A 22,332-nucleotide genomic window follows, 5' to 3' on the forward strand; every position below is an offset into this window, starting at 1 on the left:
CTACCTTCCCTTCCTGCCGCCATGGCCTTGCCCGGCCGGCGAACCCTTGCCTGTGCGCCGGTAGGCATTGGCGAACTCCAGGCTGGTGCGCACCTCGATCACGGCCGGACCTGCGCAGGCGAGCGCCTTGGCCAGTGCCGGCTGGACGTCCGCCGGGGTGCTCACCGTCAGTCCCAGGGCGCCGAAGGATTTGGCCAGCGCCGCGAAGTCGGGGTTGGCCAGATCGGTGGCGATCGTCCGGCCGGGGAAGTCCTTGTCCTGGTGCAGCCGGATCGTGCCGTAGCTGCTGTTGTTGGAGATGAGGTACACCACCGGCAGGCGGCGGGCGCAGGCGGTGATCAGTTCGCCTCCGTTCATGAGGAACCCACCGTCGCCGACCACGGCCACGGTCGGTGTCGTGGGGTTGCGCAGCGCAGCGCTCACCGAGGCGCCGACGGCGAACCCCATGGAGCTGGAGGAGATGCCCAGCAGCCGGCCTCTCTCGCCGAACCGCAGATGGCGGTAGGTCCAGCTGGTGAAGGTGCCCGAGTCGACGACCACGGTGACCTCCCCGTCGGTCAGCTCGTCCAAAGCCGAGATCACGCCTCCGAAGACCACACCGTCGTCAGCCTGCACGGGATGCCAGACGGCCTTTTCCACCTCGAGTTCGTGCAGCTCGGCCATCCACTGCGACCGGCCCCCGTCCGGGTCGTCGGCTGGCCAGTCGGCCAGTTGGCGCATGAACGCCAGCGAATCGGCCGCGACGCCTACCGTCGGCTGGTGGAAAAGACCGATGCGCCCGGCGTCGGGATGGATGTGCACCAACGGCTGAGCCGCGGTCGGGAACCGGCGGCGCTTGGTAGTGCTGTTGTCCAGCCGTGTGCCCACCGCCAGCACCAGGTCGGCCCGGTCGAAAGCGGCGAACTGGCTCGCCTGGGTGTTGTTGTGCAGATGTCCGGCGTAGGCACCATGCCGGTTGGACAGCAGATGCTGGTTCTTGTTGCTCGTCACTACCGGCAGTTGGTGACGTTCGGCCGCCTCCCGGATCACCGCACGGCTCTGGGCGCCCTCCAGCCGAGAGCCGACCAGCAGCAGCGGGCGGCGGGCCGCGGCGAGCAGGTTCCGTATCCGGTCGGTGGTGTGCGGATCGGGGACGGACGGCCCGCAGACCGTGCGTCGGCAAGGGACCTCCGTCCCGCCGGGCAGGTTCCAGACGTCCTCAGCCACGGCCAGCACGACGGGACCTGGCGTTCCGGACTCGGCCACACGGAATGCGCGGGTCACGAACTCCGCGGCGGCCGCGGGCTCCTGAAGCCGCCAGACCGCCTTGGCCATGCCGCCGAAGTGCCGTCCCAGATCGATCCCCTGGAACGGCTCACGATCCGCTTCCGGCACCGGCACATCACCGACCAGCAGGACCAGGGGCGAGGCGTCCTCGGCGGCGGCGTGCACCGCCACCGCCGCATTGGCGGCCCCCGGCCCGCGGCTGACCAGACAGACGCCGGCCCGCCCGGTCAGCTTCGCGTCGGCCAGGGCCATGAACGCCGCCGACCCCTCGTGCCGGCAGGTCACCACATCGACCTGCGGCACGTCGTACAGCGCATCGAGAAGGGGCAGATAGCTCTCTCCCGCCACGCAGAACACACGGTCGACGCCGTGTCCGCTCAGGCCGGCCGCCACGGTGTGCGCCACAGTGGACAGTTGTTCGCCCCGGCCGGTGGTCACTGCTGTCGACACGCTCGGTCTCCTCGACACATGGGGGATGGTGACCCGGCTGGCTCAGGCAGCCGACGGAGGCAGGTATGCGGCAGTCGCGGTCTGCGGCGGATAGATGATGGCCGAGTCGTCGAAGCTCTGCTGGTACTTCTGGTATTGCAGCAGCGCCAACTCCGGGGCGTTGTGGTGCCAGTGCGCGGGGCCGCGCTCGAAGCGCAGCGGCCCGCGCCAGGTGGGGAACTCCATCGTCTCCAGCGCGTCGAGGAGATCCTCACGGCTGTCGGAGCGGGCCGCGTCCAGTGCGGCGGCGATGATGGTGACGTCCGTGAAGTGTGTCAGCGCGGTGTCCGGCGGGAAGGCGCCGTAGCGCTCGACGTAGCGGTCGATGAACCACCGCCCGATGTCGGTGAGCCCCTCCCAGGACGGCCGGTAGCGCATGGCCGGCCACATCGTGCCGACGCCGTTCTCGCCGCTCAGCCGCCAGAAGTCGTCCGAGCGCAGCGGGAACCCGAAGGTGACCATCATCGGGATGCCGGGCCGCAGACCCACTTCGGCCGCCTGCTCGACGATCATGTAGTTGGTCTTGATGACGGCGCCGTTGATGAACAGGTCGGGCTCGAAGTCCTTGATGGCTCGCAGCTCGTGACGGAAGTCAGTGGTGTCGTCCTGGGGGAAGTCCAACCGCAGGAACTCCATGCCATGGCGCTGGGTGCCGTACTCGACCAAGGTGTCGGCCATCTGCGCCCCGAAGACGGTGTCCGCCGCGAGCAGCCCGATCCGTCGCATCCCCTGAGAGGCCGCGAAGTCGAGCATCACCGGCACACGGTCGGCTATCGAGAAGTACGAACGGAAGACGTTGCGCCGCTTCTGGGCTGTGATCAGGCTGTGCCCGTTCTCGACGAAGATCGGCAGGTCGTAGCGGCTCGCCACATCGACGACCCACGGAGTGGTGCGCAGATGCCACTGCCCCATGGCGGCCACGACACCGTCCACCAGGGCGAGCTTGGTCATCTGGGCCGCCGACGACCTCGCCATGCCCTCCTGCGCGGCCGTGGCCTGGTCGTCGTAGAGGACGAACTCGATCTGCCGCCCGCCGCGAGTGCCGCCGTGCTCACGCACGTACTCCGCGCCCAGGCAGGCGCCACGGGTGACCAGCTCGCCCGCCGTGGGATCACCCGGCTCGTTCAGCGGGGTGACGATGCCGATGCGGACCGGATTCGCGCCCGCATGCTTGTTGACCTGCTCGATGTTGCTTCGAGCACGTTCCTCGTGCGTGGTTTGGGCACTGCCCACGGGATTCCTCCTGCTGTCGGTGCGAATGTTCAGATGCCGAACTCGGACCGGTACGGGGCGAACCTCTCCTCGAAGTCCTTCTCGGTGAGACCGAAGTCCTCCAGGGCATAGGTGTGACGGCCGGTCGTCGCATCGTTCTCCGCCGCCATGAAGGCGGTCATGCGGCGACCGGCCTCAGCAGTCAGCGGTACTCCGATGTAGTCGCACACGCGCTCGGCGGCACCGAGTGGATCGCTCACGACATCGCGAAAGTTCAGGTCGAGCGGGGCCGTGGCGGTCGGCCCGGTGCCCCGCCGCAGGCGGTTGAGGGCCTCGGCGGCATAGTCGAGCCAGTAGCGGCCGATCTCCTCGCGGTCCACGGCGTCGGAGCGTGCGGCACGCACAGTCGAGGTCAGGCTGCACACACTGGGCACTGCCACGGCGGGCGAGCGGTGCAGACGGATCACCTTGGCGTTCGGATAGACCCGAGCCAGATCCTCGGCGTGCCACAGATGAGAGGGGCACTTCAGCAGCACCGGCGCGCCAGGCCTGCGCCACAGCACGCAGCGCAACTGGTCCTTGTGGAAACGGTACGCCGGCAGCATGGACTGCCGGCGCAGCCAACGGGAGTAGCCCGGTACGCGGTAGCGCAGCGCATAGATCGAGTGGCGGAAAGAGTTGGCGGTCAGCCGATGGCACTCCTCGGGCAGCCGCGCCTGCAACAGATGGATGGACCTGAAGCCCGGAGCCGCCTGGTAGTACTCCTCGATGTACGCCTCACACGCGGCGATGAGGTCATCGGGCTCCTCGGCGGCGGCAGGCGTCATCGTTTCCCACAGCGCCGGAGAGCGCAGGTCCGGGTGCTGGGCGAGCAGGTGCTGCAGGAACGTGGTCCCCGTGCGCAGCAGACCTGTGATGAACACCGGACGGACGGGAACGCTGCTGATCTCGGGCACGGCCGCCGTCATGCGCCGGACACGGATCTGCGTCACCAGAGCGGACACCAGAGCGGCCCGCGCGCGCGCACGACCCTGGTCGTGCAGCCGCGCCTCGCTGTCCAGGGCCCTGGTCAGTTCCATGAGATCCGGCAGGAAGCGCAGCGGCGTTTCCCCGTCGTCTCCCGCGACGCAACGCGCTTCGGCCACCAGCGACGCCGGATCGAGATCCGTACGGCTCACCGGCGAACGATCAGACGTGTCCAAAGCCATGCGCTCCTGCCCTCCGACGGATATTCCGGTTCAGCGAATGGGTGCCCGGGCACACGGATCTGGCCGGCGCCGCCGAGCCGGAGCCGGCCAGGCCGCCGATGACTTTCAGAGGAAATTCCCCACAGAGAATCCCCTACGATTTTCGCAGTCTCATTGCCCCGTCGCTTCAGCATCGACAGGCTCATGTTAGATGGCTGTGCCTGACATGCCGCTGACGCACAACTGACCTTGTTGGAGCGCAAGAAAGCCTTGTGGAGCGCTCGACAGCTGTGCGATAACTGACGTAATGCTGAGGCGCCATGGTCCGACAAGAACGGAGGTGGGCATGGCTACCGTCACAACAGAATCCGACAGGGCACTCGAAGCCATTCAGCGATATACGGTCGCAGATAATCCGAGTGCCTTCCTCGCGGTCAACAGCGGGAACAGCTATTTCGAATCGGGTGACTCGCCGGGAGTCATCGTGTACCGCACCGCGGGAAGGTATCTGGTCCAGTTCGGTGGACCGTTCGCACCGGTTGACACCCGCGCGCGCCTGCTTCAGGAATTTGTCGCCTTCGCGAACGAACAGAGCCGCCAGATCGTGACCGTGCAGCTCCAGGGCGCCGACGCGGAGCCGTATCTTGCCCAAGGTTTCACGGTCAATCAGATGGGCGCCTCGTACGCCATCGACCTCGATGGCTTTTCCTTGCGTGGCACGGCGTTCATGCAACTGCGCAACAAGATCTCCCGTTCGCTGCGCAGCGGTCTGAAGATCAGCGAGGTCCCGCTCGACCCGTGGCACGACCAGATGCGGGAGCTGGACAAGAGCTGGCTCGGAACCAAGGGCGAGGGGGCGAAGCCGCTTGAGTTCCTGATAGGACAGTACGGCGGCGAGTACCAGCCGCTGCGTCGGCTGTTCGTCGGCGTACTGGACGGCAAACTCGTCGGCTACATCACTTATTCACCCGTCTACGGTGCACAGGCCGGCTGGCTCCACGACCTGACACGGCGCCACCCCGACGCGCCCCCCGGGGTGATGGAGGCGATAAACAAGACGGCCATCGACACCTTCAAGGCCGAGGGCACGCGCTACCTCCACTTCGGATTCACGCCCTTCACGTCGCTGCAGGTGCGACCGCAGCTGCCGGGGTACAGCCAGGCCTTCCACTGGTTCATGGGACACCTGTGGCAGCACGGCGAAGGGGTGTACCCGGCGCAGACACAGCTCGCCTACAAGGAGAAGTGGGCCCCCGACATCATCCTCCCGGAATACGTCGCCTTCCAGAACGGAGCGAGCATTCCGGCACTCGTGCACATCTTCCGCGCCTGTAACGCGGTGTGACGAGCGTACGCGCGCTTTTCGCCAAGCTCGAGACGACGAGGGGTATTCAGAGATGTCCGACCGGATCGACTCCGCTGGGCAGCACGTCTTCGAACTGTTCGGAGCGGTAGCCGCGGCTCCTGACGATGAAGCGGCGGGAGCCGCCGCCGACGAGGCACTCGCCGAACTCGACGCGCTGCTGCGCGCGGCGGCGATCGAGTCCGTGCCCGAGTGAACGCATCAGCTGAGGGCTCCGGCACGGGCTCTCGGGGCTGTCGAACTCAGATCGGTGGCCCCTGCTTGGCGCGTTCCACGGCTTCCCACAGGTACCAGCAGGCCACCGTGCGGAACGGACGCCACAGCGCACCGCGTTCCTCGATCTCTTCACGATCGGCCAGAGCCTCCTTGCCGAAGGCGATCGAGAAGCCGTTGCGAATGCCGTAGTCGTCCACAGGCAGCACGTCCGGCCGGCCCAGACGGAACATGAGGAACATCTGAGCGGTCCACCGGCCGATGCCGCGCACCGACGACAGGCGCTGGACGACGGCCTCGTCGTCCATCTCCCGGAGCGCCTTCAGCTCCGGCAGCACCCCGGCATCGACCTTGTACGCGAGGTCGCGCAGCGACGCCAGCTTCGGCCGTGACAGGCCCGCGGAGCGCAGCTGTTCGTCGGAGGCGCCGAGGATCTGCTCGGGCAGCAGGCCCTCGCCCGAATCAGGGAACAGCGCCCGAACGCGGCCGTGGATCGTCGCCGCCGCCTTGTTCGACAGCTGCTGGTAGACGATGGCCTCGGCGAGTGCGCCGAAGACGCTTGCCGCCTCATTGAGCGGCATCGCGAACGGACCGACACTGTCGATGAGGTCGGCGAGTGCGGGGTCCGAGGCACGGAGATAGGCGACCGCAGTGACCGGATCGAAGGGGTAGGCGCCGGCAGGGCCGCCGGCCGCCGCCGGGTGGCGCGCGCCGGCACGTTCGATCGCCAGCAGGCCCAGTTTCGTGGTGACGCCGCCGTTGGCGGAGAAGCCGCCAGGTTTGCCGCCCGCAGCCACCACGCGATGGCAGGGAACGATCAGCGCGAAAGGATTGCGGGCGAGCGCCTGACCCACGGCGCGGGCCGCACCCGGTCGCCCCATCCGCTTGGCCACCGCCGCATACGTGATGGTCTCACCGGCGGGAATGGCCCGGGCCGTTTCGTAGACATGCCGGCGAAACGGTGGCACCTGCGACATGTCCAGATTGATGGAGGCCAGGTCGCCCGGCTCGCCGCGCAGATGCCGCACCACACTGGCGACGGCGCCACGCGCGTGGGGCGGCGGCGTGCTCTCCGGCACCCCGGGGACCATGCTCAGCAGCCGCTCGCGGGTACGGGCGCGGTCCGCTTCCGGCAGTTGCAGGCAGGTGACGCCGTGCTCGCTCCAGGCGATCCCGCAGGTGCCGATGGCGGTGTCGAACAGAGTGAAACCATGGTTCATCCCAACGCGTTCCTTTCGCTCTTCTGCCGGCCGGAGAGCGGGCTAAAGGCTGTCCCGTAACTGCTGGTCACGGGTGATGTGATCTTGCCGTGTCCGGTGCGCTCACAGCCTCGGAATCCTCCTGGTCGACCCCGTTCATCGGGCTGAGCCCACGCCAGTTCAGCAAGCTGATCACCGCACTCCGGCGTGAGGATGCGGACCCTGTGCGCACGGGCCGGTCCTCGAGCCTGCCGTTGAAGGACCGCGTGTTCCTGATCGCCGCGTACGGGCGCGCGAACCTGACCCTGCGCCAACCGGCCCCGCTGTTCAGGGTGTCCAGGAACTACCGGTACTCCGCCAACCATCAGGTCGTCACGACGCCGACCCCCGGCTCGTCGTCGCCGTCGGCCGACCGGTCCCAGGCAACGCAAGGACTGCGGGGTGTGGGAGCTGTCCGGCGCGAAAGGCGCCGCCGGCAAGACCACAGTCATCGCAGTCGGCGGCTACCGGGGTACCGGCCTGGTCGTCCCTCACCGCCGAGAAAAAGGCCAGACCGAATTCAAGGACTGGAAGGAGGAGCACAATGCCTCCTACCACAAGGAACCGTGCGTGGAGCCCGTCTTCGCCCGGATGAAGGGCTGGAAGATCCTTCGCGACTGCCGGCCGAAGGGCGACGGCGTCCACCGCGTCATGCTCGGCATCGCCCGCCTGCGCAACCTCGTCCTTGCCGGATGACGCAGGAACCGGCAAGCCACCAGCAAATCAGAGATCATTTACGGTACAGCATTTAAGGCCGCGCGGCCACGAGAATGCGACAGCATGACGGCGGCCCAGTAAAACCCATGCTGGACCGCCGCCACAGCGTTCACTGCCGGTCGTCAGGCCGCACAGATGCAGAACTCGTTGCCGTCCAGGTCCTTCAGTACCACCCAGCCGTCATAGGAAGCGACTTCGGTGGCACCGAGGCCCTTGACGCGCTTGACCTCGTCATCCAGGTCACTGGTGAAGAAGTCCAGGTGCAACCGGTTTTTGCCCTGCCGCTTCTCGGGAACCAACTGGAGCGACAGGCCGGCCGCTTTCTGCTCCGGGTCCTCGAAGTACACCGTGGAATCGTCGGATGACGAAACCTTGTACCCGGTCACCGCCTGCCAGAACTCAGAGGCGCGCTTCAGGTCGTTGGTGTCGACGCAGACGTTGCCGATCTGGATGGCCATCTCTCGTGTCTCCTATTGCGGGTTATCTCGGTGCTGGACAGCAGCCGGTTGTCTGGCATACCAGACAACCGGCTGCTGCGGGCATGTGTGACACCGGAAATTTCTACAGGATGCGGGGAGCGCGTGCACGCAGAAGATCGATCGCCTCCGGGATCCCCATGTATTTCAGCCGAGATTCGGCCAGTTCGTCATTCCAACGGGCCGCGAGGTCCCATCGCGACTGCGGAGTGGTGTCGAGCATCCGGCACCCCGGGAACAGCTCGAAGTCTGTCAGCAGCTCCCGGTGCTGGAGCATGCCCTCCTGGAAGAGCTCCTCGCGGTGCATGACGAAGTCACGGTCGTTGATCTCGCCCCACAGCTCGCGGCCGCGGTGCAGGACCCCCATGATGTGGTCGCGGTCCTCCGGGTGCTTGAGCAGGTGTTCGCGCACGATGGAGCTGCCGACCGCAAGATGGCGGATCTCGTCAATCGCGGCGCCACGGGCGATCTCCCCGGCGACCGGATCGAGTACCCCCCACTTGCGCTCGCTGAGTTCGGTGGAGGCGGCCAGCACCCCTTCGATGATGACGGCGAACGCCACGACCCCGCCGATGAAGTCCTTCTCCTCCCGCGTGACGGTCTGGGCGAACTCCTTGATCGGCCGCAGGACCTGCCGCTCGTAGTCCACGCCGACCTTGCGGATCCACGGCATCAGTTCATCCGCGGGCACGCCCAGGTCGACCAGGTGGTTGCGGAAGATCATGTGGTGGCGCGCCTCGTCGAGCAGCTGGGTGGAGAAGAACTCCAACTCGGCGATGCCCGGCGCGGTGGCCACGTAGTCGGCCAACACCTTGGTCGCGGCCTCCTCGTCCAGCGCCCGGTAGGCCAGCTCCAGCCGGAGTGCCTCGCGCAGCGGACCGGGTTCACGCATGTGGTCGGGCGTGACCGCCGACGGCGCGTACCCCAGGGGGCGGTTGCGCAGGGTGCCTTGGGCCACGGCGGAGAACCAGTACGCCAGGTCGCACTGCTCGACGGTCAGCGCCAGCGAGCCTGCGCCCTCCAGCAGGCCAGGTGCTTCGTCCCAGTCCGCCTCGACAGGTATGTCAGCGGTCATCGCAGTTCACTCCTTGTCCTCAGGTGTCGTTGGTGTCCAGAGCCGAGAGCCCCTCGTGCCACAACTGTCCGGCGAACGCCAGCAGCGGAGCCCCCTGGCCCGGATCGCCGGCCAGCACCTCCGCCGTCAGCAGATGGTGATCACCGATCTCCTGGTCTCCGATGAGGGCACACGCCATGTGGGCCAGACAGCCGTCGATCAGTGGGGCGCCGGTCAGGTCGTCCGTGGTCCACTCGACGTCGGCGAACTGCGCGTCGCCTTGATGCCGGCCAGACGCAGCGAACTGCCGTGCCACAGACGCCTGTTCACTGGACAGAACATTGACTGAAAACACACCTGCCTCGCAGGCCAGCGCAGTAAAGGCGGAAGAAGATCGCAGGCAGACGCCCAGCACCAGCGGATCGCGGGAGATGGCCGCCACGGCGCTGACAGTGGTGCCGTGCCGCAGTCCGGCGTGGTTGACGGTCAGTACGGTGACGCCCGAGGCGAAACGGCGCAGTGCCCGGCGCGCGGCCTCGGGGCTGACGCCCCGCGAGCCGCGGGCTGTGGCGACCGCGGCGGCGGACGGTGTGGAATTCACAGTCCGGCTTCCTGAGCGATGCCGGATGTGCGTTCGGGAACGCTCGGCCCGGGTACCCGGTTGCCGGCGCCTGCGGTGCGCGCGCGCATCTGCGCCGCGATCCTGGCATACAGGGGGTCGGCGACCGGCTCGAAGGGGAGCCCGAAGGGCTTGAGGAAGTTGCCGAACAACCCGCGGTCCCCGAGGACGTGGAACGGGATCGCTAGGAGCGCCCACTCCGGTCCCACCAGCCACAACCACAACCCCACCACGGCGCTCTGCGTGACCAGACTGTGCATGCTGTTGTACAGCACGTAGTACGTCTTGGAGATGCGCCCGTCGGCACTGCGGCGGAAGGCGATGGCGCCAGGGATGTAGCCGATGAGATCGATGTAGGCGAACAGCGCGATGAAGGGGATCCAGCGGATCTCTCCGAAATGCACGATGATGAGTACGATCGACAGCACGAAACCCACGAGATACTCTGCCCGGTGCAACCGGAATGTGTTCGGTGTCTCGAACGGGTTTTTTTGATCCACAGTTCCCTCCGTAAATCGGCACGTGGCCGGTGGACTCAAGGATCAGGAAAGGTGCAGCGGGTTTCCCTCGAAGTAAGCGACCAATTGCGTCGCAAGACTTCCGCGGGAGGGCGGATGGAATGCCAGCGCCCGCACCGCAGAGGCGAGGTAGGCGACGTCGGGAGAGCCGACGAAGGCCATGCCGCCGAGCAGCTCCGTCGCGGCGTCGACCGTGGCGGCCAGCAGATCCTGGGTCGCGTAGCGGGCCACCAGGACCGAGCCAACCGCCTCGTCGCCCTCGACCCCGTCAGCGATGGCGCGGGCAGCGCCTTCCTGTAGGTCCACCGCCGCCTGCAGACGCACCGCGAGGGCGGCCCGGTCGCTCTCGCTTCCCCTGCGGGCCTGGAGTACCCGGGTCACCAGCGTCGCCGCCACGCCCGTGTACGCGGAGGTGACCAGCAACTCGAACCACGTGAAACCGGCTGTCTGGAGATCATCGAGCCGGCGCTGGTCCTCCGGAGTGCTGCTGATGACCAATTCCTGCGGCACCATCACATCCCTCAGCCGCACCAGATCGCTCTGCGCGGCGGCGAGAACGGGCGTCGACCAGAACGGCTCGACGCTGATACCGGGCGAGTCCGCCGGAATGAGCAGCAGAGCCAGACTCTGCCGGCCCTGCGCATCCGTGATCGCGACGCTGGCGGTCAGCAGGTCCATCGCCCGGGAAAGGCTGCACGGCTTCTTCTCACCGTTGACCCGGTAACCGTTGCCGACCGGCTCCGCGACCACCGAGGGCAACAGGATGTTCTGGTCCGTACGCCCCTCCGCCCACGCGGAGGACAGCAGCAACCCGTCCGAGGCGATGGAGGCCAGCAGCTTGGTCTGGGCCAGGGTCAGACGGTCAGCTGTCTCCGCCAGGCTGAAGAGCATGGCCACGGTGAAGTGGTGCATGACCGTCGCCACCCCGAGCGACGGTGACAGCGCCCCGATGGCCCGCTGCGTGCGTACCGCACTCAGGGGATCGGCCTCCTGCCCGTCGAACGCCTTCGGCACCAGCAGCCCCGCACCGCCGTGGGCACGGAATATCTCCAGCACCTGGCTGTCCGCGGCTTCACGTTCCGTCAGCGGTATGGCCTCAAGAGCCGCAGCCAGACCCGGATGGAATTTCTCGCATGCCTCGTGCGCGGAGGCAAGGAATCGCATCGCCGCGTCCTCCTTGAGCGATGTATGCATGGACGGGACGGCCGTCGTCGAGCGAGTATGTCAGTAGTCGACTGACATCGAGCTGACGCTCAACTGACTTTGAGATCAGCCGTATTGGCTTTGTGGCTGTCAGCGCCAGGTCAGCGGGTATGTCTTATCTTCGGTGAAATGAACCGTGGTGAAAGGGAAATTCTGGCGCACGCGTCCGGGCAGGCCATGGACTACCTGGCGGGGCTGTCCGAGCGGCATGTGGGCGCCACCGCCGGAGCCGACGACCTCATGAAGCTGCTGGGCGGGCCACTGCCGGAGCGGCCAGCTTCGCCCACCGAGACCATCGACCTGCTGGGACGGGCCGCAGCCGAGGGCGGTGTGGTCGCCAGTTCCGGCCCCCGCTACTTCGGTTACGTCGTCGGCGGCACCCTGCCCGTCGCGATCGCCGCCGACTGGATCGCCACTGCCTGGGACCAGAACAGCGGGATCTTCGACCTCGGCCCCGCCGTGGCCACCGCCGAGCACATCACCGCCGGCTGGCTCATAGACCTGCTCGGGCTGCCCGCCGACACCTCCGTCGGCTTTCCCACCGGCTGCGCGATGGCACACGTGACCGCACTGGCCGCGGCACGCCACCATGTCCTGGCCGCGGCCGGCTGCGACGTGGAACGCCGCGGCCTGCACAGCGCCCCGCCCATCCATATAGTCGTCGGCGAACAGCGCCACCTGACGATCGACCTCGCCCTGCGCTACCTCGGCTTCGGCACCGACCAAGTGCACGTCGTGTCGTCTGACGGTGAAGGCCGGCTGCGCGTCGAGGAGCTGGAACGCGTACTGGCCGACTGCGACGGGCCCACCATCGTCTGCGCACAGATAGGCGATGTGAACTCGGGGGCCATCGACCCCGTCGGCGACATCTGCGACGTCGCCCACCGCCACTCCGCCTGGGTACACGTGGACGGCGCGTTCGGCCTGTGGGCCGCGGCCAGCCCCACGCTGCGCCATCTAGTGGCCGGGACCGAGCGCGCCGACTCATGGGCGACCGACGCGCACAAGTGGCTGAACGTGCCGTACGACTGCGGACTGGTGTTCGTGGCCCACCCGCAGGCACATCAGGCCGCCATGCTGCACACACGCGCCGACTACCTTCCCGCCGGAGTCCCGGGGGAGCGTGACGCCATCGAATGGGTCCCCGAGCTTTCCCGCAGGGCCCGCAGCCTGCCGGTCTGGGCGGCCCTGCGCACCTTGGGCCGCACCGGGGTGGCCGACATCATCGACCGCTGCTGCGCCAACGCACGCCGCTTCGTGACGGAGTTGGAGGCCGTGCCGCAGGCCCAGATCCTCAACGACGTCACGCTCAACCAGGTTCTGGTGCGTTTCGGCAACGACGACACCCTCACCCGAAAAGTGATCAAGCAGCTGCAGACCGGCGGCGTCTGCTGGTTCGGGGAGACGACCTGGGGCGGCGCGCTGGCGATGCGTATCTCCGTCACCTCCTGGCGCACCACGGAAACGGACGTCGACCGAACCGTCGAGGAGATCCGCAAGACACTGGCCCAGGTGACGGGCACGGTCTCCGCGTCGCCGTCCTCACGCAAGAGCTCTTCGTGAGCGACAGCCCCGCCGCTTCGTCCGACCCCACTCAACGATCTCCATCGAGAACCGATGGAACTGGAAGGGCTCGCCGTGTCCAGGATCTTCGCTTCGTTCGCCGCCAGGGTCACAGATCCGGAACTGGCCGCCGCCTCCAGCCGCCAGGCCCACGGAGGACGGGACGGCAGAGGCATCGCGAAGGGCCGCGGCTGGGCACTGGGCTGCAACAGGCTCGCGGTCACCGACCCTGAAACAGGCCGTCAGCCGTACAGGCTGCGCCATCTGCCGGGGATCATCGCCGTTCTCGACGGGGAGATCTACAACCACCACAGCCTACGGCGCCGACTGAGAACCCGTGGCCACCGCTTAGCCGACCCCTGTGACGGCGCCATACTGCCAGCACTCTACGCCGAGTACGGCACAGGCTTCGCGCAGTACCTGGAAGGGATGTTCGCGGTCGCCCTTGTCGATGTGCGCACCGAGCCCAAACTGGTCCTGGCCACCGACGACCAGGGCATGAAGACCCTGTACTACCACACCAGCCCCGATGGCCAGGTGCACATCTCGTCCGAGCTGTCCGGACTGCTGGCCTTCTCCCAGGTCCCCGCACACGAGCGGGGACCAGGCCTGGACGAATACCTGACGACCGGAACCTGTCTGGGCAGCCAAACCATCCTCAAGGGCATCAGGACCCTGCCGCCCGCAGCCCTCGCAGTGGCTGCGGGCGGCACTGGTTTGCGCGTGTGGCGGCGAAGCGTTCCCTCGCGGCCCGCCGACGGGGCACAGGTCGACACCGCCTTGCAGGAGGAAGTGGCCCGACTCACCCCTACCGATATGCCGGTCTGCTCGGTGATGACCGACGATCCCGGCTCCCGCCTGCTCACCGCGGTGGCGGCCCGACACCGAAAGGAGGTCGAGGACGCGCCGCTGCACAGTTTCCACGTCTCCTACAACGGTCGGCGGTCCGTCACCGAACACGCCACGGCAGGCCGCGTGGCCCGGCGCAACGGCACCGTACACCACGAACTCGTCATCGGCCCCGCGGACCTTCCTGAACTGCTGCCCCGCACGATCTGGCACCTGGGCCAGCCCAACGCCGATCCCGCCGCGCTCAGTACGTACGTCGCCTTCCGTGCCGTCAGAGCAGCGGGATTCACCGTCGCCCTGACGGCAGAGGGCGCCGCCCCGGTGTTCGCCGCCACACCGGCAGCACCCCTCCAAGAGGCCGATGCCAGCCATGACGGCGGCAACTGGATATCGTCGTACGTCGAGTCGCTGGCGGCCGTGCCCCGTTCCTTGCGCGAATCCCTCTACTCGGCGGAATACCGGGAGTACTTGTCGTCCCTCGGAGCGACCGCCGACCGCCTGGCCGCCTCCCTGGCCTCGGGTCCGCCCGCCCGTTCCACGGCCGTCACCGCCTTCGAGACCGGCCAGCTGTCCGCCTACCACCTGCGCCGACTCGACCACCTGAGCGCCGCGTGGGCCGTTCAGGCACGGCTGCCGTACCTTCAGTCCGCCACGGTGACGTCCCTGCGTCCCGAGGCGGCCGGCGACGGGCGCCGAGCGACGATGCTCTACGAGGCGGGGCGGCTGCTGCTGCCCGATGCCCTGCTTCGGCAGCCCCGCACCGCCCGCACCTGCCTTTCCGAGGCGATGCTCGTACCAGGCACCCCGCTGATGGAACTGGCCCACGACACGCTGACTTCGGGCCACCTGCGCAGCGACGGCCGGCTGGACCCGGTCGCCGTGAAGTCTCTGCTCGCCGACCAGTTCCAGGAGCCCTCCTCGAGCCAGGCCAAGGCCCTGTGGGCCTTGCTCGTCTACGAGCTGTGGAACCAGGAACTGCGTGCGCTGCGCCCGGTCCAGCCCTTCGACGACGCGCCGCTGGAATCGGCGCTCGCCGCCTGAACCCGCCTGCTACGCGGCCCCGGCACCCCGCACCGGGCCGGGCCGCGACAGGACACCGGGGGGCGCCCGGCACTTGGTGCCGGGCGCCCCCCGGGTGTTTCGGACCCGGCGCCGATGCCCAGGTCCTGCGGGTCAGCCGCGCACCAGAATGGGCTTGGCCGGCCGGGTCACCACGCCCGTCTCCTCGTAGCCGTCGTTGTAGACGAACGCAGTCGGGATCTTCTCGTGGAACTGGTAGTCGGCCTGGATCCGGCCGTCCTCAGCGAGGAGGACGGTGTTCTGACCCGCCATCTCCACCTCGGCTGTCTCGTCCGACACCATCACCCAGCTGAACCGGACGAGGTTGTGGTGTCCGATGGCGTTGTAGCACGACTGGAAGTGATAGCCGAGCGGGAAGTAGATGTCGTAGGTGTACTTGATCTGCTCGGTGATGACGTCGTGCCCGTGGAACGGGTCGCGCCGGTACATGATGTAGGTGGCGTCCGGGGTGTACAGCTTCTTGACGCCCTCCCGCCTCAGGTCCGGGTCGGGCTCGTTCCACAGCTTGACGTACGCCTCCGCCAGCCGGTTCGGAGTGGGTAGCGTCATGGTGTCCTCCTGGTTGTTGGGTGGAGCGGGTGTCAGCACGCGATGTGCCGGTGCAGCAACTGCGCCAGGTCCATCGCGATCCCGGGGCCGTGGTCATGGATGAAGAAGTGGCCGCCGGGAAACTCACGGACGCCGAGGAAAGCGGGGCCGCGTGTCGCCCAGGACCGCAGGGCGTCGGGCGCCAGGTACGGATCGTCGCGCCCGCCGTAGGCCACCAGCGGACAGCGCACCGAGGCCTGGTCGTCCCGGTAGTCGGCACACACGGCGAGGTCGGCCCGCATGGGCGCGATCACCATCGCAGACAGCTCACGGCTGTCCAGGGCCTCGTCGGGAACGGTGCCCAGCTCACGCAAAAGTGCGACGATCTCTTCGTCAGGCCCCTCGGCGAGGCCCTGGCTGGGCATGGAAAAGCCCTCTGGCGCCCAGCCTGACACGCCCACGAGCGCAGGTCGCGTGTGCCCGGCGCGATCCATCGCGACGGCCACGCGATAGGCGAGCAGCGCCCCCATGGAGTGGCCGAACAACGCGTAGGGCCGGTCGTCGAGCTCCTGGGCGATCATTTCGCACAGTGCTGCGACGAGCGGGGCAAGCTCGGTGAATGGAGGGTCGTCGACGCGGTCCTGGCGGCCCGGCAGCTGGACCCGGCGGCACTCGACGCTCGGTGGCAGGAAGCCGGGCCACTGGCTGTACATCGACATGCCGCCGCCGCTGTAGTGGAAGAGGAACAGCGACGCCTGCGCCTCGGGGTCGGACTCGGCCGGGTGAAGCCACTTGGCCGATGTCCCGCTCGCCCTTGGACTCGTCGTCACTTCTGCCCGGCCGGAGCACCGGCATACCGGTCGCGCAGCACCCGGCGCAGCACCTTGCCGGTCGGATTGCGCGGCAGGCTCTCCAGGAACACGTAACCGCCCGGAATCTTGTAGTCGGCGATGCGACCACGCAGAAAGACCATCAGCTCGCGTTCGGTCGGCTGCGCCACACCGGCACGGCACACCACGGCGGCACGGACGACCTCGCCCCAACGGGGGTCGTTGACGCCGAACACCGCGACATCGGCGACAGCGTCATGTCCGCGCAAGGCGTTCTCGACCTCCACCGGGTAGATGTTCTGCCCGGCGACGATGATCGTGTCGTTGATCCGGTCCCGCAGGAACAGATAGCCGTTGTCATCGAGGTAGCCGGCATCTCCCATGTACAGCCAGTCACCCACGATCATCTTCCGGGTCGCTTCCGGCTGCTGCCAGTACTCCGTGAAACGTGCGGGGCTGCGCAGACAGATACGCCCTGTCTGCCCGGCCGGCAATTCGGTGCCGTCGTCGTCGACGATCTTGACGTCGTTACCCGGGCACACCCGGCCGGCCGAGGCCATCAGCGGGCTGCCGGGAATGTGCTCGGCAGGCGTCAGGCACGTCACGAAGCTTCCGGTCTCCGCCGAGGCGTAGGCCTGGGCGAGTTCGCATCCGAACTCCTTGATGCAGCGGACCATCAGCTCGTAGTCGATCGGAGAGCCGCCGTAGACGATCTTGCGCAGGGATGCGAACGCCTCCGGGCTCGCCGCTGGCTCGTCCAGCATGATCTGCAGCATCGCAGGCGCCGCCCAGACCGTCGTCACGCGCTCGTCCCGGATGAGCCGTACCGCCTCTTCGGCGACGAACATCCGCATGACCACACTGGTGGCGCCGACGTTGAAGCAGTGCAGGAACCAGGCGTAGCCCCCCGCGTGCAGACCCGGGAAGCAGGTGAGGCTGCGGTCCTCGGGGCGCCAGTCGATCCAATCCACCCCGTGCCGCTGCATGTTCTCGATGAAGGTGAAGAACGACCGGTGGGGCAGCACCACGCCCTTGGGCAGGCCGGTGGTGCCACTGGTGTACATCTGGGCGATCGGATCCTCGGGGTCCACGTCCAGGCCCGGATCGGTATCCGGCGTGCCGGCCTTCCAGGCCAGGAAGCCGGCCGCTCGCTGCTCCGCGCCGTCCATCTCCACGACCGTCCGCAGGAACGGCAGGTCGCCCCGCATGCGTTTCACCACCTGCAGGAACTCACGCTCCACGAAGAGGATTTCCGCACGCGAGTCACGCAGGATGTGATCCACTTCGTCCTTGATCAACCGCCAGTTGACGGGAACCAGCACCGTCTGGGCCTTCGCGCAGGCGATGACGAGTTCGTAATAGTGCTCGGACTCCTTGCCGAGGTAGGCCACTCGGGTGCCGCGGCTGAGCCCGGCGCGCAGGAGTGCGTGCGCAGTGCGGTTGCTCTCCTTGTGCAACTGGCCGTACGTCACCTCACGCCCCTCGACGACCAAGGCGGCGACGTCGGGACGTTGCAGTGCGTGCAGGGCGGACCTGGCGGTGATCGTCTTCTTCTCGTAATCGCTCATATCCGCTCCTTCACGTCCCGCTTTTCCAGAAACTCCACGAGCTGCTCGATGGAGGGGTGGTCGAAGACGACCTGTGGCGGAAGCGATGTGTGCAGTTCGGCCTCCAGCACGCCCCGCAGTTCCGCCGCGGTCAGGGAATCCATGCCGAGGTCCAGGAACGAGGTGTCCGCGTCGATGTCCTGCGCACTGCCGAGCCGCAACAGCCGTGCGACGGCCTCGCGCAGGAGCACCTCGGGCGATCCGGTCTGCTCCGCCGGCGCGGCGGCCCGGTCGACGAGCTGCTTCTCGGCCACGGGCGCAGGAACCGCGGCCACTTCCCGGAACGCCATTCCCAGAATCTCCAGGACCGGCCTGTTGCCCTCCATCAGCAGCGCGTCCGCGGCGAAGGCCGTCTCGCCGTCGTCCGCCGGCCTGATCCGCAGCGCGGCCCGCAGGCGTGCCGCACGGGGCTTCTTGAACACTCGCACCGAGGAGATACCCACCGACATGTAGGACCGGTCACGGTCCACCAGGGCGGCGAGACCCTGCGTGGCCGCGTCGAACAGCGGCGGTGGCAGGTGCTCCGACTCCAGGATGTCCAGGCCGTGCAGCTGACTGAGCGCGAAGCCCGCCCCGTACCAGAGCACTTCGCCGACCCGGGAGAACTGCGGACCGTACTCCAGCCCCGCGGCGGTGTACGCCGCGTGCACCTCCTCCGCCTCCAACCGGCCCTCCGGCTGCCCGGATGCGGCTGCCCGCGCCTGGAGGTCTCGGCCGGTGCCGGACAGGACCGCATCACGTGCCGGGGAGAGCACCGCGGTGGCGTGCCGCCGCTCAGTGGCGCTGGTCTCCCCGAAGACCCGGCTCACGATCTCCACGTCAGCGAAGCCGTCGGCCCGCTCGGTGCAGCGGGTGCGCACCTCGACCGGCCGGCTGCTGAGAAACAGTGCTTCGTGGAAGCGGATCTCCTGCACCGGCCGCACGGTGGTGCCATACACCGCGTCCATGAGCGCCAGGACCGCTTCGACGTAGGCGCCCGCGGGCATGAACGGCCGGCCGCGCAGGGTGTGATCGGCGAGATAGGCCGGGTTCTGCGCACTGATCCGCGTCACGAACTCACGGCCGCTCCCGCCGTCACCGGACCCGCGGCGCGTTTCGGCGCCCAACAGGGGATGCACGCTCGAAGCCGCACCGAGGCCGTGCCGGCCGATCTGGTCGGGCAGCCAGTATCGCTTGCGGTCGAAGGCGTACGGGGGCAGGGCGATACGGCGCCCGCCCCCTGCCTCATGGACGGCTGCCCAGGCCACCTGAAGCCCCGCGGTGTACGCGTCGGCCAGCGCCTGGTGGATTGACCGGCCCTCCTCGTCGCGCGGACGCAGGCTGGTGAGCCAGCGGTGTTTGCCGTCCGGCAGGCACCGTTTGGCCAGCGTTCCGAGGGCGGAGGAGGGACCCACCTCGACGAAGACGTGATTCCCGCGGCCGGCGACCGCGCGGATGCCGGCCTCGAAGTCGACGGTCTCGCGCACGTGGCGAACCCAGTATTCGGCAGTGGACAGTTCTCGGGGGGTGGCCACTTTGCCTGTGAGGCAGGAAACCAGCGTCAGGGACGGATCCTTGAAGGTGACGCGCGCCAGTGCCTCGCGCAGCGGATCGAGGATCTCGTCCATCAGCGGCGAGTGGAAGGCTGAGGAGACACGCATCTCAGTGACCCTGACCCCCTGCTCGCGAAGCGTCCCGGTGATCCGCTGCACGGACGCGGCGCCGCCGGAAACGACGCACTGCTGAGGGGAGTTGACGGCGCAGATGTCCACATCGGGCAGTGCGGCCAGCAGTGATCGGACATCGGAGACTGGCGCTGCCACGGCGACCATGGCCCCGGGTACCGAGACCGACTCGATCAACCGGGCGCGATCCACCAGGAAGTTGATCCCGTCGGCCAGCGTGAACAGGCCGGCCACCGTCGCCGCGGCCACTTCGCCGACACTGTGCCCGAGCAGCACATTGGGCCGGACCCCCCAGGACTGCCACAGTCTGGCGACGGCGTACTCCAGCGCGAAGAGCGCCGAGTGGGTGTACAGCGTCTCGGCAAGCCGCTCCTCGGCGTCGGGAGCCGTGCCGAACATGATCTCGCTGATGGATCTGCCCAGGTGCCCAGCGAACAACCGGTCACATTCGTCGAGGTGCCGGCGGAACACCGGATAGCGGCGGTACAGCGTCTCGCCCATGCCGATGTATTGCGACCCGGAACCGGTGAACAAGAACGTGACCTTGCGCAGATCGCCCGAGGCGCGTTCGCCGTCGGCCAGCCTCTGCGCCTGCCGTTCCAGCAGGTCGACCACATCGGCAGTACCCCGGACGACACCGGCGATGCGGTGGTTGAAATGCGCGCGCCCCACGTTGCGGGTCAGGCACAGATCCGCCACGCCCGTCTGCGGCCGCTCCGCCAGAAAGCTCCGGTGACGTTCGATCTGGCCAAGGAGCGCCGCACCGGTCCTGGCCGACAGGGTGAACACGTGTGGCCCGTGTACCGGCGTGCCGGTATCCGGTCGGGCAGGGGCCTGTTCGAGGACGGCGATGCCGATGGCGCCGGCCACGCCGAAGCTGTTGACCATGGCGCGGCGCACCGGCGCTTGCCAGGGCGTGCAGCTGGTGGGGATGCGCACGGGGTACTTCTCCCAAGGGATGCGCCCCGACGGCGTGGAATACAGATGCGGGTAGTACACCCCGTCCCGCATCTGGAGGATCACCTTGATGATCCCGCCGATCCCGGCGACCGGCTCCATGTGCCCGATGTTCGACTTCACCGAGCCGACGGTGAGCGTCTCTCCGTCCCGGTGAGCGGCTCCGAACACACCGTTGATCGAGCCCATTTCGATGGGGTCTCCCAGCGACGTGCCCGTACCGTGTGCCTCCACGTACTGGATGTCCCCAGGCTCCAGGCCCGCTCGGGCCAGGGCCCGACGCATGACCACTTCCTGGGACGTGCCGTTGGGAGCGGTCAGCCCCGCGCTCTCGCCGTTGTGCCCGATGGCGGTCGAGCGGACGATCGCCAGTACCTGGTCCCCGTCGCGCTCGGCGTCGGCTAGACGTTTGAGCACCAGGACCCCGCAACCCTCGGCCCGTGCGTATCCGTCCGCGGCGTCGTCGAAGGTCTTGCAGCGTCCGTCGGGCGCCAGCATCCCGCCTTGCGAGAGGATCGCGAAGATCTTGGGGTGGTGCAGCGCGTTGACCCCGCCGCACAATGCGATGTCGCACTCACCCTCCCGCAGACCCGCCATCGCCATGTGCAGGGCCGTCAGCGACGAGGCGCAGGCGGTGTCCGTCGTCAGGCTCGGGCCGTGCCAGCGCAGGAAGTACGACAGCCGCCCGGACAGCGGGTAGGCGCCCATGCCTGTCGCGAGTGCCGCATCGAGCTTGTCGTACGGCACCGAGTCCAGCTCCATGGCCTGGTCGAACGGTGTGGCACCGATGTACACACCGCCGTCGCGCACCCTCGTCGGATCGACACCGGCGTTCTCCAACGCCTCCCATGCCGTCTCCAGCAGCAGACGCTGCTGGGGATCGATGTACTGCGCCTGCTTGGGGGAGATGCTGAAGAACTGAGGGTCGAACTCGTCGATACGGTCCAGGAAGCCGCCTCCGGCGGTACGGATCACTCCCGACGCAGGCTCATCGTCGGAGGTGAACGCGTCGACGTCCCAGCGGTCCCGCGGCAGCGGGCCGATGCCGCTGCCACCGCTCAGCAGAAAGTCGGCGAAGCCGTCGAGGGTGTCGTTGCCACCGGGGAAGCGGAGCCCGACACCGATGACGGCGACAGCATCACCCCGGCCGCCCCCAGCCGGCTCAGCCATCTGCATCAGAACCTTCAGGGAAGAGGTCGACGAGCACCTCGGTCATCAGGTATCTCATCAACTGCTCCGCAGTCGGGTTGTTGAACAGGACATTGGAACTGATGGAACAGTCCAGACGTTTCTCAAGACGCTGCTTGGCCTCGGTGACCCGCAGCGAAGTGAATCCCATGTCAAAAAAGCTTTCGGACATGGGAAACTCTTCATCCGGTGTCATCAGAAGCGTGTCCTTGAACTCTTTGACAACGATTTCTTCAAGGGCTTCCGACCGTTCAGACCTTGGTAGTTCCCGGAGCTCGTGCAGAGCTGTACCAGAATCTGTCATATGCCTCGCCCCTTATTCCGCTCCCGGCCACTTATGAGGTGCGGGTATGACATCGATTGAATCAAAGTGGATTGACATATGACTGATAGCACGCTGACGTGCGACCCCGCGCCGATTCCACAGAGTGCATCAGTAGCGCATCAGCACGGTGTCAGCGCGGTCTGGCATAGTTTTCGAGCAGACAGCGGAACACGGCGAAACGTCGGC

Annotated in this window: 18 protein-coding genes and 1 pseudogene; 5 read left to right on the top strand and 14 right to left on the bottom strand. The window is 67.6% G+C overall.

Annotation, left to right across the window (positions count from 1 at the left end):
• From ACZ39I_RS39510 to ACZ39I_RS39520, 3 genes are read right to left on the bottom strand one after another with little or no spacing between them, the layout of a single operon-like run.
• Positions 1-1,716: a thiamine pyrophosphate-dependent enzyme gene (locus tag ACZ39I_RS39510; protein ID WP_467250240.1), complete on the bottom strand. Its 1,716-nt coding sequence runs from the start codon at positions 1,714-1,716 to the stop codon at positions 1-3.
• Between the two features lie 42 nt (positions 1,717-1,758).
• Positions 1,759-2,988 carry an ABC transporter substrate-binding protein gene (locus ACZ39I_RS39515; RefSeq protein WP_467250242.1) on the bottom strand — a complete coding sequence of 410 codons (1,230 nt, stop codon included), beginning with the start codon at positions 2,986-2,988 and terminating at the stop codon, positions 1,759-1,761.
• Positions 2,989-3,017: 29 nt separating this feature from the next.
• Positions 3,018-4,175 (bottom strand): sulfotransferase family protein, encoded by a 1,158-nt coding sequence (locus tag ACZ39I_RS39520; protein WP_467250244.1) that lies wholly within the window; start codon positions 4,173-4,175, stop codon positions 3,018-3,020.
• 325 nt (positions 4,176-4,500) lie between these two features.
• On the opposite strand from ACZ39I_RS39520, the gene ACZ39I_RS39525 reads away from it, so the two are divergent.
• On the top strand, positions 4,501-5,499 hold the full coding sequence (locus ACZ39I_RS39525; protein WP_467250246.1) for a bifunctional lysylphosphatidylglycerol flippase/synthetase MprF: 999 nt from the start codon (positions 4,501-4,503) through the stop codon (positions 5,497-5,499).
• 52 nt (positions 5,500-5,551) lie between these two features.
• Complete coding sequence (locus ACZ39I_RS39530) at positions 5,552-5,713, top strand: hypothetical protein (protein WP_467250248.1); 162 nt, start codon at positions 5,552-5,554, stop codon at positions 5,711-5,713.
• Positions 5,714-5,759: 46 nt separating this feature from the next.
• Here the strand turns inward: ACZ39I_RS39530 and ACZ39I_RS39535 are convergent, their stop codons facing one another.
• Complete coding sequence (locus ACZ39I_RS39535; RefSeq protein WP_467250250.1) at positions 5,760-6,950, bottom strand: methylated-DNA--[protein]-cysteine S-methyltransferase; 1,191 nt, start codon at positions 6,948-6,950, stop codon at positions 5,760-5,762.
• Between the two features lie 89 nt (positions 6,951-7,039).
• Here ACZ39I_RS39535 and ACZ39I_RS39540 point away from each other — a divergent pair.
• Positions 7,040-7,664 (top strand): annotated as a pseudogene (locus ACZ39I_RS39540) (transposase family protein).
• A 143-nt stretch (positions 7,665-7,807) separates the two neighbouring features.
• Here ACZ39I_RS39540 and ACZ39I_RS39545 read toward each other — a convergent pair.
• From ACZ39I_RS39545 to ACZ39I_RS39565, 5 genes are all read right to left on the bottom strand, one after another.
• Complete coding sequence (locus tag ACZ39I_RS39545) at positions 7,808-8,143, bottom strand: VOC family protein (protein WP_467250252.1); 336 nt, start codon at positions 8,141-8,143, stop codon at positions 7,808-7,810.
• Between the two features lie 103 nt (positions 8,144-8,246).
• Positions 8,247-9,236, bottom strand: a complete 990-nt coding sequence (locus ACZ39I_RS39550) for a VlmB-like protein (RefSeq protein ID WP_467250254.1) — start codon at positions 9,234-9,236, stop codon at positions 8,247-8,249.
• A gap of 19 nt (positions 9,237-9,255) precedes the next feature.
• The gene (locus ACZ39I_RS39555) at positions 9,256-9,816 is read right to left on the bottom strand and encodes a flavin reductase family protein (RefSeq protein WP_467250256.1); all 561 of its coding nucleotides are present in this window, start codon (positions 9,814-9,816) and stop codon (positions 9,256-9,258) included.
• A complete protein-coding gene (locus ACZ39I_RS39560) occupies positions 9,813-10,334 on the bottom strand; it encodes a hypothetical protein (protein ID WP_467250258.1) in 522 nt (173 codons plus the stop codon). The genes ACZ39I_RS39555 and ACZ39I_RS39560 overlap by 4 nt, the downstream gene beginning before the upstream one ends.
• Positions 10,335-10,376: 42 nt before the next feature.
• A complete protein-coding gene (locus ACZ39I_RS39565) occupies positions 10,377-11,516 on the bottom strand; it encodes an acyl-CoA dehydrogenase (protein WP_467250260.1) in 1,140 nt (379 codons plus the stop codon).
• 168 nt (positions 11,517-11,684) lie between these two features.
• On the opposite strand from ACZ39I_RS39565, the gene ACZ39I_RS39570 reads away from it, so the two are divergent.
• Together ACZ39I_RS39570 and ACZ39I_RS39575 are read left to right on the top strand one after the other, a co-directional pair.
• Positions 11,685-13,118, top strand: coding sequence for a pyridoxal phosphate-dependent decarboxylase family protein (locus tag ACZ39I_RS39570; protein ID WP_467250262.1), 1,434 nt, complete (start codon positions 11,685-11,687; stop codon positions 13,116-13,118).
• Between the two features lie 54 nt (positions 13,119-13,172).
• Positions 13,173-15,008 (top strand): asparagine synthetase B family protein, encoded by a 1,836-nt coding sequence (locus ACZ39I_RS39575; RefSeq protein ID WP_467250264.1) that lies wholly within the window; start codon positions 13,173-13,175, stop codon positions 15,006-15,008.
• 132 nt (positions 15,009-15,140) lie between these two features.
• Here ACZ39I_RS39575 and ACZ39I_RS39580 read toward each other — a convergent pair whose 3' ends face one another.
• The 5 genes from ACZ39I_RS39580 to ACZ39I_RS39600 are packed head-to-tail and all read right to left on the bottom strand — an operon-like array spanning position 15,141 to position 22,125.
• Positions 15,141-15,596, bottom strand: a complete 456-nt coding sequence (locus ACZ39I_RS39580) for a nuclear transport factor 2 family protein (RefSeq protein WP_467250266.1) — start codon at positions 15,594-15,596, stop codon at positions 15,141-15,143.
• 32 nt (positions 15,597-15,628) lie between these two features.
• Positions 15,629-16,405 carry a thioesterase II family protein gene (locus ACZ39I_RS39585; protein ID WP_467250268.1) on the bottom strand — a complete coding sequence of 259 codons (777 nt, stop codon included), beginning with the start codon at positions 16,403-16,405 and terminating at the stop codon, positions 15,629-15,631.
• Complete coding sequence (locus tag ACZ39I_RS39590; RefSeq protein ID WP_467250270.1) at positions 16,402-17,973, bottom strand: long-chain-fatty-acid--CoA ligase; 1,572 nt, start codon at positions 17,971-17,973, stop codon at positions 16,402-16,404. Before ACZ39I_RS39590 ends, ACZ39I_RS39585 begins: the two co-directional genes overlap by 4 nt.
• A complete protein-coding gene (locus ACZ39I_RS39595; RefSeq protein ID WP_467250272.1) occupies positions 17,970-21,803 on the bottom strand; it encodes a type I polyketide synthase in 3,834 nt (1,277 codons plus the stop codon). The genes ACZ39I_RS39590 and ACZ39I_RS39595 overlap by 4 nt, the downstream gene beginning before the upstream one ends.
• Positions 21,796-22,125, bottom strand: a complete 330-nt coding sequence (locus ACZ39I_RS39600) for an acyl carrier protein (RefSeq protein WP_467250274.1) — start codon at positions 22,123-22,125, stop codon at positions 21,796-21,798. The genes ACZ39I_RS39595 and ACZ39I_RS39600 overlap by 8 nt, the downstream gene beginning before the upstream one ends.
• Positions 22,126-22,332: the final 207 nt, after the last annotated feature.

Source organism: Streptomyces sp. NPDC024687 (assembly GCF_055559055.1).